The following is a 15731-nucleotide window of genomic DNA, read 5'->3' on the forward strand; positions in this document are numbered from 1 at the left end:
AAGGTTTGAGATTGATCCCATTAAATACCAAATGCAGAATTTAGAATTCTGTTTAATTATTTGCCTAATAATATTTAAAGCAGTATATTTGCAGTGCTTTTGAGTTAATCGCTCGGGAGCAATAAATTTTTTTTCATCATTTGTGTTTTTAGAATCGTACTTATAGTACGATTCTTTTTTTTATATCTCATAGGCAATCAGGAGAGTAACGAAGTATGAATATGTAATGCTGCCCTGCTGCTGGTTAGATTTCAAGAACAAATCATTAGTCACCCCAAAGAAATCATTAACGATTCCTTCATTACGTTTTACATATTGCAATTCATATTCTATGTCTCGTTTCATCTTAGATGAAAATGACTTAAGAATTAGCTCGGCAAATCTTTTGTCCCTGTACGATACGACTTTTATTAAACTTCTCAGGGCATATAAGTTCGCGCTGTATCTTAACTCTGGAATTTGTGATGTATGTGCACAAAGAAATCCTATAAAGCTCGCTTCTTGTTCTCTGGCAAATCCTAACTGATGTGACATTTCGTGAGCCATAGTAAAAGGCAACTGAGTAGATGGTATATTAGGGTTGTATTGTGCTTCTGATGTGAATGGATTATAATAGCCAAGGATTCCTGTTTTACTCATAAACCCTCTAAATAAGCTTGGTTTGATAGAGATGATATCAACTGAATTTTTTGAACATATATTTTTCGGCAATAATTTTTGTTGATTTATTATCTCTTTTTTCATTCTAGCAAAATCTAATACTTTCGGTAAACCATTTTTATCTTCATTTAGCACGGCCCGCTCATTTTTGCATAGATTGAGATATTTGATAGTTAGCTTTTTTATTTCTTCATCAATTATTTTTTTATTGTTTAATTTCTGAATGATTGGCGTCTGAAAATATAACATTCCCCAAAAAATTTGATAGGTGAAATAGAAAATATTTCCAATAATCAATAGATGCTTTATGTATTTTGACGTTCGGAATTTTATACTCAATAATAAGAAGTAGCAAGTAAACAGTCCAAGTATTATGTATATTAAATCTCCTATTGAAAAGCTAACTCCCGAAAATAATGCAATATGCCAGTTTTTTTTCCATTCAAAAAATTTTGAAAAGAAACTTACTGCAAAATCAAATTTCGACAATAGATAGAATAACAAAAATTGGGCAACCAAAAAGATTGCCCAAGATTTAGAATTTGAAATAGTATTTTTTTTAGTGTCCACCAGAAACTTTTTTATCAAAACTAATACCTTGACTTTTTAGTATTCCGCTCACTCTCCAGGCATAAAACGCAAGGTAAGCAAAACAAAGAATACCAACAATGTAGCTTTGCTTCATTCCGATACTTTCTGAAACTAAACCCTGCATCCAGCTCACGATACCACCTCCCATAATCATCATAATAAGGAAGCTGCTTCCTTGGCTGGTATGTTTTCCAAGACCACTTACGGCTAATGTAAATATACAAGGCCAGAGTGTGCTACAGAAAAGACCAACACTGGTAAAAGCGTAAATACTGATAATGCCATCTGTTAACATACCAATGGCTATGGCTAATATTCCCAAAGATGCGAATATCAATAACATCCTTGCAGGATTTCCTTTGCTCGCCATATCTGCACCTATTAGAACAAGGATGATTAATCCATAAATATAGAACGGTGACAAGTCGTGCTTTGCGATCGCATTAACAATAAGAAAAACACCAAAAGCTAAATACGGTGCTACGAAACGTAAGATTTTCTGAGTAGTCATATTGTCTGTAAAAGCTTCGACAGCGCCAGTCCAACGGCCAATCATCAAACTTGCCCAATAGAGAGAAATGTACGGAGAGATTTCCTGCAAAGTATAAACAACACCTGTTTTGCTGTTGATAATCGTTTCCATATAAGCGGGTAAATTACTAGCTGTAGAAACTTCTACGCCCACATAGATGAAAATTGCAAGCATTCCTAAAACCAGCTGAGGATATTTCAAAGCAGAACTTCTCACGGATACATCTTCTGTGGCAGATTCTTCAATAGTTTCTGGATGTTCTGGTAAAGACGAAAATTTTAGCAAAAGCGCAACGGCTAGAAAAGCGGCACCTAAAACCAAATAAGGAATCTTAACACTCTCAATACTCATATTTGTATTCTCAGAAGCAGCAGAACCGAAAATGGCAAAACTCACAATCAGCGGACCAATAGTAGTTCCGAAATTATTAATTCCACCAGCCAATGTCAATCTTTGTGATCCCGTACTTACTGGTCCTAGTGCAATTGCAAGAGGATTAGCAACAGTTTGCTGTAAAGAAAATCCTAACGCTACGATGAAAAGCCCGGAAAGCATCAGCGGAAATGAGTGAAGATTAGCCGCTGGATAAAAAAGCAACGTTCCTAATGCGGAAATTGCCAAGCCTAATGCTAACCCATTTTTATAGCCTATTTTATTCACCAGGTCTTTTCGGATCGCTAATGAAATCAGCATATATATGATAGATCCTACAGTATAAGCTATGTAAAAGGCTACAGAAACTAGCTGACTCTGGCCTTGGGTCAAATCGAATGCTTTTTTAAATACGGGAATCAGGATGTCATTACTTGCCGCAACAAATCCCCAGAAGAAAAAAACGGTTACAAGTGGGATGAACTGTGCCCAATTGGTTTTTTGTGGTATCATAGATTAATTATTTCTTAATTTAAGGTTTATATTATAAAAACAAATGTAAGTAATAAGTCCTTTAAATCATAAATTATTTTATTTTCTCACTTAGAGACATTTTAATTTCCTCATAAGCTGTCTCTTTTAATGTTTTTAATGATAAGTCCGGCGTCAATATATCATTGAAAAAAACATTTACCACACCGGGATAGCCTTTCGAATTATCAAATGGAAACATTTCTTTTAAACCTTGAAAAGTGTAGACTGCAAGTGGGAAGTGGTGTTTTGTTGCAAGAATAAAAGCGCCGTCTTTGAAATCGTCCAGAACGACAGAAGTATCATCTGGAACGCCTCCTTCAGGAAAAATAACAATACTTTGGCCTTGTTGCATTCTTTCAGCACACCGTCTGTAAACATCAGCCCGGCTTCTGGCACTGCTTCTGTCCACCATCACACATACTCTTTTATAAACAGTTCCAAAAATAGGAATTTTCACCAGTTCTTTCTTTCCAACATAACAGAGAGGATGGTTCGGAAATAGGATACAGGGCAACATTACATCCATAATGGACGTGTGATTGGAGATAATGACGTAAGCCTGGTTCTTGTCAATTTTTTCGCTCGTTTTACTGATGAGTTTGTACCGAAATCCCATACCATAAAACATCCCAATCGCCCAAAGGCGTATAAAAAAATAACAGGCTTTATAATCTTTTTGCCGGATCGAAAGCAGATACACAGGGAGGAAAAAAAGTATAGTTAAAACGGTGCCCAGAATCACCATCCAAAACCGCCAGAGATAGGCTAATATTGTCCTCATTAATATTTTTAAAGAATTACTAAATTCAAAAATAGGTTTTTATCCGTTAAAAATAATCTTTTTTTTGATAGAATAATTAAGCATTGATACCAATAGGATGGCTGTGATCTTACTCATCATTTCTGGAGAAAGCACATAAAATCTAAGATCAATGACGTCTTTGTACACAAAATGGTAGAGGATTTGGAAAATAATCAGACTTATAAATGTGGAAACTACAGAAACGGATATAAAATATAAAAATTCTTTTTTCTTAGAATGTTTCCCTCTTTCAAACACAAACCAGATGCTTAGGAAATAGTTTGTTATTATTCCGCAGCTTGTCGATAAAATATTGCTAAACGGATATTTAATTCCATAGAGATTATACTCGGATGAGAAGAGTCTAGGAAGATAAATACTCAGTATTTTAAAACTCCCTATTTCTACAATAGCACTCAGTCCTCCCGCTATTATAAAGAAGATGACCTGTTTTTGACGAAGAATTAATTGTTTCATTCTTTTGCAAATTTATACTAATTGTTAAATGTTTTAAAATAATCGTTAAATAATTTTTTTGTATCAAAAATATTTTTACATTTATTTTATCATAAAAAAAAATTAATATTTAACTAAATATTGATTAAGACAGAAGGTTATTGTTGAAAATACTGTAAACAAAGCAAAATATAAATATTAATATGCCTGGCTGGGAGACTGGTCAGGTGATTTTTTCGCCAAACATCACACCACATCACAAAAATTAATTATTAACAAATGAAAAATTCCAGCAGACCTTACAGAAAATTTCTGCCTCAGCAAAAAAAGATTGAGGAATTGGAAAAGAGCAACTCAAGATTCAGAAGAATATATTCCGAGTACGAACTAATGTCCGATGAACTCTGGAACCTGGAAACCAGTGATACTTCTGGAAGTATTCCTGATGACTTTATAAATGCCATAAAGCTACAAACCAGTTATCTGGAAGATGAGATAGAAGATTGGCTCCTGGAAGATAAAGAATGAGTAGAATCACAATAAAATCTTCCGGAAAATAAACTATTTTAGCACTTTAAAACCTAAAGTATGATTGCTATTGTAGACGGAGGATCCACAAAATGCGACTGGGTAATACTGGAAAATGACGGTACAGAAGTTCTGAAAACAGAAACAGTCGGCTTTAATCCCAATATTACAAAACCAGAACTTATAGCCATTGAACTGGAGAAAAATCAGGCATTGACAAAGTTCTGTGATTATCTGGAAAATATCTTTTTTTATGGCTCAGGTTGCGGCACGCCGGAAAACAGGCTGATTGTAGAAAGAGAGATTCAGAAAGTGTTTACCAATGCCAATATACAGGTGAAGGAAGACCTTCTAGCGGCGGCTTATGCAGCATACAGAGGCGTTCCGGCCATTGTTTGCATTTTGGGGACAGGCTCCAATGCGTGCTACTTCGACGGGGAAAATGTAAAGACGGAATTACCTTCTTTAGGATTTTTGATAGGCGATGAAGGGAGCGGAAGCGCATTGGGAAAACAGCTGGTTAGGCATTATTTTATGAAAAAATTGCCTCCTGATCTGCACCAGCAGTTTACTGAGATTTATCAGTTGAACATCGATGATTTGCTAAAAAATATGTATCACAATCCGAGAGCGAACGCTTACATGGCAGATTTCACGCGCTTTATTGTAGACAGAAAATCGCATCCGTATTTTCAGAATTTTATCTATAAAGAACTGAAGAATTTCCTTGAGTTTCAGGTCATGCCGTACGAAGAATGTCGCGATGCCGAAATCAACTTTATAGGTTCAGTGGCTTACTTTTTCGAAGATTCTTTGCGGGCTGCTGCGGCAGATTTTCACTTCAAGGTTGGGACTGTTGTCCAGAAGCCGATAGAAAGTCTGGTCAATTATCATCGTGACTATATCATTCCAAAGCTTTAACTTTGCATCAATAATTTGGGCGTATCCCTTTGTCCCGAAAAAAATCGGGACAAGCGGGTCGGTCTGCGGGCAGTCGCTCTACGCCTCTGGCGAGGAGCTCCGACAATGCCCTTCGCCCTTACGCAATTTAAAAACCCGTGACACTATGATCAATATAGTTTCACTACAAAAAGAAATTCAACAATGTCAAAAAATTCAAGAGACCAAAACGCTTTTGATAAAGCAGCTTTAGATTATCACCGCCAGGAACCGAAAGGAAAAATAGAAGTGATACCTTCCAAACCGCATTCTTCACAGCGAGATTTGTCACTGGCCTATTCACCAGGTGTTGCTGTGCCTTGTATGGCCATTCACGATGATCCTCAATCTGTTTATGAGTACACTTCCAAAGGAAATCTTGTAGCCGTAATCTCGAACGGAACGGCCGTTCTCGGATTGGGTGATATCGGTCCAGAAGCTTCCAAGCCTGTGATGGAAGGGAAAGGATTGCTTTTCAAAATATTTGCGGGCATCAATGTTTTCGATATTGAGATCAATGAAAAAGATCCTGATAAATTCATAGAAACGGTGAAAGCTATTGCACCGACTTTTGGTGGAATCAATCTGGAAGATATCAAAGCACCTGAGGCGTTTTACATAGAGCAGAGATTAAAAGAAGAACTTGATATTCCGCTGATGCACGATGACCAGCACGGCACCGCAATTATTTCGGCAGCTGCTCTCATCAACGCTCTTGAAATCGCAGGAAAAAAAATCGATGAAGTAAAAATGGTCATCAATGGAGCAGGAGCTGCTGCTATTGCCTGTGCTAAGTTATACATCTCACTTGGTCTGGATCCTAAAAATATATTGATGTGTGACAGCAAAGGTGTCATCAACCATAAAAGAGAGAACCTGACGCCAGAGAAACTCGACTTCATCGCTGAAACTGAAATCTCAACTTTAGAAGATGCGCTGAAAGGTTCTGATGTTTTTGTCGGGCTTTCTAAAGGAAATGTGATGTCGCCAGAAATGTTACTTTCTATGGCAAAAAATCCCATAGTTTTTGCATTGGCCAATCCGGATCCAGAAATCAGCTATGACTTAGCTGTTGCTACCAGAGAAGATGTAATGATGGCGACTGGCAGAAGTGACTATCCTAATCAGGTGAACAACGTGCTCGGTTTCCCTTATATATTCAGAGGTGCTTTGGATGTTCAGGCAAAAGGAATTAATGAAGCGATGAAGCTGGCCGCAGTTCATGCATTGGCAGAAATTGCAAAAGAGCCTGTGCCGGAAATGGTAAAGCTGGCATACAATGTGCGAGATATCAGCTTCGGAAAAGACTATTTTATTCCGAAACCTTTTGACAACCGATTGATTACAAAAGTTTCAATTGCTGTTGCCAAAGCTGCAATGGAAAGCGGAATTGCCGGAAAATCAATAGAAAACTTTCAAGAGTACGAAAATCAGCTTTTGGACAGAATGGGGCGCGATGAAAAGCTGGTAAGAATGATGCAAAACCGCGCAAAAGCCAATCCGAAAAGGGTTACGCTGGGCAACGGTGAAGAGTATAATATTCTGAAGGCCGCTCAGATTCTTCAGGAGGAAGGTATTGCCTATCCAAGTCTTTTAGGCAGCAAAAGGCTCATCAAAGAAAAAATGGAAGAATATGGCATTACGCTAGATATCCCCATCATTGACCCTAATGATGATGCAAACAAAGAAGCCCGAAAAAAATACAGAAAAACGCTTTGGGACAAGCGCAACAGAAAAGGTATCAATGAGTATAAATCGAAGCGTTATGTAAGACAAAGGGATTACTTTGGTCCATTGATGTTGGAACATGGCGATACTGATGCACTAATCGTCGGTTTCTCAAAAAGCTATGCTTCAGTTCTAAAACCAATTTTGGAAATCATTGATAAAAAGCCTGGCGTAAACAAAGTTGCGGCAATGATGATGATCCTCACAGATAAAAAGCCATTGTTCTTTGCAGATACATCGATTAATAAAAATCCAACTGCAGAAGATCTAGTTGAGATTGCAAGAATGGCAGAATATACTGTGAAATCTTTCGCTATCGAACCAAGACTTGCTATGTTGGGATTTGAGAATTTCTCAGCAAAAGCAGATACATCTAAAAAAGTAGCGGCGGCGGTTAAAATCCTGCATGAGAAATATCCGAAAATGATTGTAGACGGAGAGATCCAGCCGGACTTTGCGTTAAACAGCGACCATCTTGCGGATTATCCTTTTTCAAAGTTAGGAACCAATCCAGCAAATGTTTTGGTTTTTCCAAATCTTGAAAGTGCCAATCTTTCTTACAAAATCATTAGAGGGATGAAAGCTGCACAAACCATTGGACCTATTTTGATGGGGCTAGATCAGCCAGTGCACGTTTTGCAAATGAGGTCAAGCGTAGACGAAATTGTAAATCTTGCAACAATTGCGGTTCTTGACGCTCAAACAAAAGAGAAAAAATAAACATTTATTTAAAAATATATATATCGAAAAGCCATTTTAAGAAATTAAAATGGCTTTTAGTTTTAAGTTAATTTATATCTTCGCAAATGTCTAATTTTTAATTAATGATTTATTCTCTAAGAGGAATTGTGCAGGAGCTCACACCAACTTTTGCCGTAGTGGATGTAAATGGGGTGGGATATTACATCGGAATAAGTCTGCAGACCTCACAAAATCTAAAACAGGGATCCGATGTCCTGTTATATATACAGCAAATCATAAGAGAGGATGCACATTTGTTATTCGGATTTTTTACCAAGCAGGAAAAAGAAATGTTCAATTTGTTAATTAGTGTTAATGGAGTGGGCCCTGTTTCTGCTTTAATACTGCTATCTTCTCTCAGCTTAGCCGAGGCTGCCAATGCGATACTTTCTGGTAACAGCGGACTGATTCAGAAAGTAAAAGGAATAGGAGCCAAAACGGCCGAACGAATCATAGTGGATCTTCGTGATAAGGTCGGCATATTCGGGCATTCCGAAGAAAAACTTTCCGATATTCCTAACAATAAAATCAAAAATGAAGCGTTATCAGCATTAGAAGTTTTGGGTATTTCAAAACGAATCAGTGAGAAAATTGCAGACAGAATTTTGAAGCAGAACCTTCACTTTTCAGTAGAAGAATTAGTGAAAGAGATTTTAAAAAATATTTAACAATTGATGATAATTTATCATCGGTTTCTTAAAAGATTATAAGTGAAGAAAAATATTTACCTTTATAAATTAACCCTACTTTTCATTTTTTTTGCAGGTTATACCAATTTATTTGCGCAGGAAAAACCAATTGACAGCTTAATCAGTGTTAGAAAAGATTTCAGTTTAGCGGATCCTATTCGTTATGACGCGTTTTATGATATAAAAACCGGCATGTATTACTTATACCCGAAAATCGGAAATTCTGTTGTAGGTGCGCCTATTGCGATGACCTTCGAGGAGTATAAGAATTACGTCATGCAAAACAATCTTCGTGCCTATTACGAAGAAAAATCGCTTCTTAATGATCTCGGAAGAAGAAAAGACCAGACCGATGCTAAGAAAAAAGGCCTGATTCCCGCAATTACGATCAAAAATAAAATGTTCGAAAATATTTTTGGCAGTAATAAAATAGAATTGATTCCACAGGGTTTTGCTTCTTTTGATCTGGGAATTCTTTATCAGAAAATTGATAATCCTTTGATTCTTCCACAGAACAGAACAAGTTTTGCAATCAATATACAGCAGAGAATCCAACTCGGAATAACCGGCAAAGTCGGGGAAAATCTTCAATTAAAAGCCAATTATGATACTCAAAGTGGTTTTGCTTTTGAGAACCGGATGAATATGGTCTGGCAGGCAAAAGGTTCTTGGAAAGATCTGCAATCCAAAGGTCTTAATGAAAAAGGACAGGATCCTGAAGATAAGATCATCAAAAGAGTAGAGGTTGGTAATATTAGTATGCCGCTTTCAACGAGTTTGATCCGTGGTTCTCAGTCGTTGTTTGGTTTGAAAACAGAATTCCAGCTGGGTAAGACAACCGGAACTTTAGTATTTTCTCAGCAGCAAGGTGAGGCAAAAACCATTGTGGCACAAGGGGGCGGAACGATGAGTACGTTTAAGATTAATGCTTTTGATTATGAAGATAATCAGCATTACTTTCTAGGTCATTATTTTCATGATAAATATGACGAATCTCTGCAAAACTATCCCCTTATCAACTCCAGGATTAACATTACAAGAATGGAAGTCTGGGTTCTGGATCAAGGCGGCTCTAACATAGAATCTCAGAAGCCGATTGTCGGCATTAGGGATTTAGGAGACGGCACAGGTATCATCCCAAGTAATGGCAATAATAATCTCTATCAGCAGATTTCATCAGCTTTAGGAAGTTCCAGAGATGTAGTTACAGCGTATAACACATTGAACGGAAGGTCTTTCCCAAATGCACAAGGAACGCCTGAACCATTTGTATCTGGTGAGCATTTCATCAATAATATCAAGGCTAGAAAACTTACAACATCAGAATATAAATTCAATTCTCAGCTAGGTTACATTTCATTGAATCAGAGGCTTAATGACAACCAGTTTCTTGCGGCATCTTATTCTTATACTATCAACGGATCCAGCCAGGTTTATAAAGTCGGAGAGTTTTCGGAAGAAAATGCCGTTTTGATTACAAAATTGCTGAAATCAAACTCCACAACTAAAACTACTTCTCCTATGTGGGAGCTGATGATGAAGAATATCTATTCTCTAAACGCTAATCAGCTTCAGCCGAAGGATTTCTTATTGAATGTTTATTATAGAGATCAGGGTTCGGCAAAAGTCAATTACTTACCTGGCGTACAGTACAATAATGGAATTCCGGATGACACCAACTTGCTCAGACTTTTTAATCTAGATCGGCTTAATGTGAACGGTGATCTCCAAACTAACGCAGATGGAACAAAAGGAGATGGGATTTTCGATTATGTAAACGGAATAACTGTAGATCCGGAAAATGGAAAAATCATTTTTACAAAAATAGAACCTTTCGGAGGCTATCTGGAAAGCGTTCTAAATATAGCAGATAAGTCCCAGTATGTTTTTAATGATATCTATGATAAGCAGAAGACCACACCCTCGCAGATTCCGTTGCGATATACCATAGAGGGAAGATACAAAGGAAGCCAGGGACAAGGCATTTCTCTTGGAGCTATCAATGTTCCGCAGGGTTCTGTAAAGGTCACTGCAAATGGTACTCAGCTTGTAGAAGGTGTGGATTATACTGTAGATTATATGCTTGGGACGGTTAATATTATCAACGAAACAGTAAAACAATCTGGTCAGGCTATCAATATTTCTCTTGAAAACCAGCTGACCTTCAACACACAGAGAAAAAGTTTCTGGGGATTGAATCTTGAAAGAAAATTCAATGAGCATCTAACAGTTGGAGCTACCGTTGTCAATTACACGGAAAGACCGTTGACGCAAAAGGTGAATTATGGTCAGGAAGCGGTGAGTAATACAATGGCAGGTTTCAACTTGATGTATAACAATGAACTGCCATTCCTTACGAGATTAACAGATAAAATTCCTCTTATCAATACGGAAGCACCTTCTAATTTAAATTTCAAAGCTGAAGCGGCCTATCTGATTCCGGGACAAAGCAAAGGGATCAATGATCAGTCCTACATTGATGATTTTGAGCAGACCACTTCAAAAATCTCGCTTAAAGAACCTGCGATGTGGAGTATCGCTTCCCGTCCGGAAAAGAATAAGGATTATCCTGCCATTTTCCCTTCTGTGAATAATGATAATACCAACAGTGGAAACGGCAGAGGATTACTTTCTTGGTATCAGATAGATCCGCGTTTCTATGGCGTGGGCGGTTCTGCACCCAATGGAATCAATGCCCAGCGTTTATCCAATCACGCTTCTAGAAGAGTTCAGATGAGGGAACTTTATAACAATAGGGACTATGTGGCAGGCGAACAGACCATCCTTAACACATTTGATATCACTTATTATCCTCAGGAACGTGGTCCTTACAATGTTAATCCGGCTACCGAAACCACGGCTCAGAGATGGGCAGGTTTGATGCGTCCTATTTCTGTTACTAATTTTGTAACTTCAAATATTGATTATGTAGAATTTTGGTTGATGGATCCTCGTGCAGATGGTAACGATCTTGGTTCAGATCCTAAATTATTATTACAGTTAGGAAATGTTTCTGAAGATGTGCTGAAAGATGGCAGATTACAATACGAAAATGGTTTGCCTACTGCCAGCACTCCTACTAACACTACGACTTCAAATTGGGGAACACAGCCGAAACAAGTGCCGATTCTTTATGCTTTCTCGTCAGAGGGAGATGAAAGAGGACAGCAGGATTTGGGATATGACGGTTTAAGCGGTGAGCAGGAACTGGAAAAATTCGGGGTTAATTTTGTAAACCCAGTAACCAATGAGTTGGATCCTGCATCTGATAATTTTGTTCACTATCTTTCCAATCAGTTTCAGGGAGATCTTGCATCTTCTTTAACGGAGCGTTACAAGTATTTCCGTGGCCCGGAAGGAAACTCTCAAGCCAATAGCTTAGAGGTTGCCACTCAGACACCGGATACAGAGGATATCAACAGGGACTACAATCTGGATCAGACAGAAAATTATAACCAATATACAATTGATCTTTCGCCAGCCAATATGGTTGTGGGCAGTAAGAATAAAATCGTTGACATTAAAGAAGTCGATGTAAAATTCGAGAACGGACAGGCCGGAAAAGTTAAATGGTATCTTTTCAGAATTCCTGTTGCAGAATATGACGATACTTCTAAAGTTGAAGGTTCTGATATTTCTGTTCTTAATAATGTGAGATTTGCCAGATTGTTATTGAAAGGTTTTGACCAGACATCTACATTGAGATTCGGATCATTCGATTTAGTACGATCTGACTGGAGAAAATATACAAATGAAATTTTTAGTGCTACAGTTTCGGACAACAATGAAGGAAATAGCGCACCGCAAACTCAAAACGCAAACTTCGATATTGGAAGTGTAAATCTTGAAGAAAATGCTTTGGGGACGCCACCTTATGTTTTGCCTCCGGGAATAGACCGACAGGTTTTAAGCGGAAATGCTGGTGCACAAAGACAAAATGAATCTTCTCTTTACATGAAAGTGAAGGATCTGAAAGGAGAATCAAGAGGTGTGTTCAAGAATACAAGTCTTGATATGCGTCGATATAAAAAATTGAAGTTATTCGTACACGCAGAAAATCAAACTAACACTACTACTTCTAATACAAGTGAACTTGATAAAAATGCAAAATTCTTCATCCGTTTTGGTAGTGATGCGACAGATAATTACTATGAGTACGAAAGTTCTTTAAAATATACCGCAAAAAATGCTACTTCTCCGCTGGACATCTGGCCTGATGAAAATACTTTGGATCTAGAAATTGAAAATTTTGTGAATGCCAAGCTGAAAAGGGATGAGCTTTCCAGATCCGGAAATCAGAATCTGGCAGTTAGATATCTTTATCCGGATTATGGAGATGATGAGAAACGAATCTATGTAAAAGGACGCCCTAGTATTGGTAATGTAACGACCATTATGATCGGTGTGAGAAACAATGACAATTCCAATGCAAAAACGCTTGTTCTTTGGGTTAATGAAATCAGGCTTTCAGAAATTGAAAATAAAGGAGGCTACGCAGGAAATGCAAGTTTAAATTTCAACCTCGGAGACTTCGCAGTGGTAAATGCCAATGCGTCCTACGCATCCATCGGTTTTGGCGCGATTGATCAAAAACCTTCGGAAAGATCTCAGGACGAAAATTCGGCGTTCAGTATAAACACAACGGTTAATGTAGATAAGTTTCTGCCGGAAAAAGCGGGCGTTAAAATTCCATTGAACTATTCTTACACGCAAACAATAACCGATCCTAAGTACAATCCGCTTGATAATGACGTAGAACTTAAGAAAGCACCAAATCAGGATGAACTGAAGAAAGTGGTGAGAACCTATACTCAGCAAAGAAGTATTGGTGTGGTTAATGTCAGAAAAGAAAGAATGAATCCGGATAAAAAGGCAAGATTCTATGATGTGGAAAACCTGAGCCTTACTGCGATTTATAATGATGATTTTTACAGAGATGTTTATACCAAAAGAAACTATAGGCAATATCTAAATGGATTCTTGGAGTATAATTATACCTTCAAGCCGTATGTTCTAAAGCCATTTAATAAGATGGTGAGTGATACAGCAAAATCATATAAATATCTGAGATGGGTAAAAGAATTTAATTTTAATCCGGTTCCGACCAGATTATCTTTCAGAACCATTCTTGATAGAAATTATAATGAGCTGGAGTATAGAAATGTTGATGCCTTGCTTTCAGGAAACGCTGGTCAGGATTTTGATGTCATCAGAAATAGGAATTTCTTCTTCGGATGGCAGTATAGTTTGGGCTTCAACTTTACAAAATCATTAAAACTTGAGATCAATTCAGAAACTAAAACGCTGAATGATAACTTAGATGTAAATGCTATGAACAACCGCTCGATATTTAGTAATCCTTTCAGAGCAGGCCGTCCGGTATTGTACAATCACAGAGCTCAGCTTAGCTACAGATTGCCGTTTGAATATCTGCCTTATCTGGATTTTATCACCGCAGAACTTAGCTATCAGTTCCAATATAACTGGAACGCTAGGTCTACTGCTGCAAGAAATGTTGAATTTAACGGTACAGTAGAGAACCTGGGGAATCTTTCACAGAACACCAATGCAATTGTAGCAACATCTACTGTAGATGTTCCTAAGTTCTTTTCTAAGTTCAGTTATTTTAGAAAAATTAATGAAACTATGCAAAAGCGCCGCCAGGAAATCGACTCGCTTGCAAATGTTTATAATACTGCATTCACGAAGAAAAATAGCAAGTTTAAGTTTAAGAACTATAAGTTCAAAAATAAGCTGAACCCTCTACAAGCAGTTGCTTACGCTTTAACTTCTGTGAAGCAGTTCAACTTTAATTATAATGAAAATAATGGAATTGTCTTGCCAGGACTATTGTCTGCGCCTAATTTCTATGGTTATGGACAGACTCTGGGCGGGCCAACGGTAGGTTTCTTGCTGGGATCTCAGGCAGACATCAGAAGAACTGTAATAGAAAATGGTTGGGTTTCGTCATCCAGATTGATGAATGATCCTTATTCTGAACTTAATAATAGAACTATAACAGGAGATCTTCAGATAATGCCTGCTAATGATCTGAGAATTGATTTCAATATCTTGCAGAATTACAGCAGAAATTATGTTCAGGGTGGTTACAATGTTGTAGATGAGTCCACCAATTATAAAGCTTACAGAGATGCCTTTGGAACGGAACTTATTACACATTCCAACACAGCTTGGTCATTCAATACAGCTTTCAAAGCAGAGGGAGAGATTTATAAACTGATCAAAGAAAATGCATTGGCCATTTCTCAGCAGTATGAAGGAATAAGAGATATTGATGGTTTCACCGCAGGATATTCTAAAAGTAATTCTTACGTTTTGATTCCGGCATTCAAAGCAGCAATCGAAGGAAAGTCTCCAAAGAAAATAGGCAATCCAACAAAAGCAGGTATCCCTCTTCCAAATTGGAAGTTGGTTTACTCAGGGCTTAGAAATCTACCAATAATAAATAGTCAGTTCTCAAAATTTGATATCTTACATTCTTATATATCTACATATACGATGTCAGGCGTTCAAGCTAGTGTCGATTATTTTAACAGAGATCTGAGAGATCCAAGCACAGCGTACGACTCAAACGGTAACAGATATAATCCGTATACTTTTACTCAGGTCGGATATGTAGAAGCTTTCTCACCTTTGGTAGGATTTGATGTTACAATGAGAAATAATATGCAGTTCAGGTTCAATTATAACAGAGACCGAACCTATTTATTAGGATTAGTGAATACCACATTGACGGAAGAATTAGGAAATGAGTTCGTTGTAGGTTACGGATACATTTTGAAAGACCTCAAGATCAGAATCAATTATAAAGGAAAAGGAAGAGATATCAAGAGTGATCTTAATATGAGAGCAGATTTATCAATGAGAGACAGTAAAACTACAATTACTAATATATTGATAGAAGATTCTCAGGTTACAGGCGGACAAAAGATTTTCAGTCTGAAGCTTTCAGCAGATTATAATATGTCACAAAATCTGAATTTGAAATTCTTCTACGATCAGATGATGACCAAGTATAAGATTTCAACAGCCTTCCCACTGTCCACCGTCCGAGCTGGTATTACCGCAACGATGACATTTGGAGGAACAACTAATTAAGAGAAAAAAGAGTAAGCAAATTAGGAGGCCACTGAAAAAC

9 protein-coding genes are annotated in these 15731 nt (G+C 37.5%); 5 read left to right on the top strand and 4 right to left on the bottom strand.

Annotated features, from left to right (window positions below; all coding sequences use genetic code 11):
- Positions 1-180 precede the first annotated feature (180 nt).
- The 4 genes from EGH73_RS08455 to EGH73_RS08470 form a co-directional block, all read right to left on the bottom strand.
- A complete protein-coding gene (locus tag EGH73_RS08455; RefSeq protein WP_245985483.1) occupies positions 181-1230 on the bottom strand; it encodes a DUF3810 domain-containing protein in 1050 nt (349 codons plus the stop codon).
- Entirely contained in the window at positions 1220-2668 is a 1449-nt protein-coding gene (locus EGH73_RS08460; RefSeq protein ID WP_123281459.1) for an MFS transporter, read from the bottom strand. The genes EGH73_RS08455 and EGH73_RS08460 overlap by 11 nt, the downstream gene beginning before the upstream one ends.
- 73 nt (positions 2669-2741) lie before the next feature.
- Positions 2742-3470: a lysophospholipid acyltransferase family protein gene (locus tag EGH73_RS08465; RefSeq protein WP_123281460.1), complete on the bottom strand. Its 729-nt coding sequence runs from the start codon at positions 3468-3470 to the stop codon at positions 2742-2744.
- Positions 3471-3509: 39 nt separating this feature from the next.
- Positions 3510-3968 (bottom strand): GtrA family protein, encoded by a 459-nt coding sequence (locus EGH73_RS08470; protein ID WP_089770627.1) that lies wholly within the window; start codon positions 3966-3968, stop codon positions 3510-3512.
- Between the two features lie 258 nt (positions 3969-4226).
- On the opposite strand from EGH73_RS08470, the gene EGH73_RS08475 reads away from it, so the two are divergent.
- The 5 genes from EGH73_RS08475 (at position 4227) to sov (ending at position 15691) form a co-directional block, all read left to right on the top strand.
- The gene (locus EGH73_RS08475) at positions 4227-4475 is read left to right on the top strand and encodes a hypothetical protein (RefSeq protein WP_089770626.1); all 249 of its coding nucleotides are present in this window, start codon (positions 4227-4229) and stop codon (positions 4473-4475) included.
- Between the two features lie 60 nt (positions 4476-4535).
- Complete coding sequence (locus EGH73_RS08480) at positions 4536-5396, top strand: BadF/BadG/BcrA/BcrD ATPase family protein (protein WP_123281461.1); 861 nt, start codon at positions 4536-4538, stop codon at positions 5394-5396.
- Positions 5397-5579: 183 nt separating this feature from the next.
- On the top strand, positions 5580-7862 hold the full coding sequence (locus EGH73_RS08485) for an NADP-dependent malic enzyme (RefSeq protein ID WP_123281462.1): 2283 nt from the start codon (positions 5580-5582) through the stop codon (positions 7860-7862).
- Between the two features lie 104 nt (positions 7863-7966).
- Positions 7967-8551: a Holliday junction branch migration protein RuvA gene (gene ruvA / locus EGH73_RS08490; protein WP_123281463.1), complete on the top strand. Its 585-nt coding sequence runs from the start codon at positions 7967-7969 to the stop codon at positions 8549-8551.
- Positions 8552-8593: 42 nt separating this feature from the next.
- Entirely contained in the window at positions 8594-15691 is a 7098-nt protein-coding gene (gene sov / locus EGH73_RS08495; RefSeq protein WP_394338735.1) for a T9SS outer membrane translocon Sov/SprA, read from the top strand.
- Positions 15692-15731 lie beyond the last annotated feature (40 nt).

The organism is Epilithonimonas hominis (assembly GCF_003730015.1).
Classification (GTDB): Bacteria; Bacteroidota; Bacteroidia; order Flavobacteriales; family Weeksellaceae; genus Epilithonimonas; species Epilithonimonas hominis.

Excerpts from the sequence above, each read along its gene's own strand:
- EGH73_RS08480 (WP_123281461.1), top strand. The coding sequence starts at position 4,536 with ATGATTGCTATTGTAGACGGAGGATCCACAAAATGCGACTGGGTAATA.
- EGH73_RS08475 (WP_089770626.1), top strand. The coding sequence starts at position 4,227 with ATGAAAAATTCCAGCAGACCTTACAGAAAATTTCTGCCTCAGCAAAAA.
- EGH73_RS08485 (WP_123281462.1), top strand. The coding sequence starts at position 5,580 with ATGTCAAAAAATTCAAGAGACCAAAACGCTTTTGATAAAGCAGCTTTA.
- EGH73_RS08460 (WP_123281459.1), bottom strand. The coding sequence starts at position 2,668 with ATGATACCACAAAAAACCAATTGGGCACAGTTCATCCCACTTGTAACC.
- EGH73_RS08465 (WP_123281460.1), bottom strand. The coding sequence starts at position 3,470 with ATGAGGACAATATTAGCCTATCTCTGGCGGTTTTGGATGGTGATTCTG.
- EGH73_RS08470 (WP_089770627.1), bottom strand. The coding sequence starts at position 3,968 with ATGAAACAATTAATTCTTCGTCAAAAACAGGTCATCTTCTTTATAATA.
- ruvA (WP_123281463.1), top strand. The coding sequence starts at position 7,967 with ATGATTTATTCTCTAAGAGGAATTGTGCAGGAGCTCACACCAACTTTT.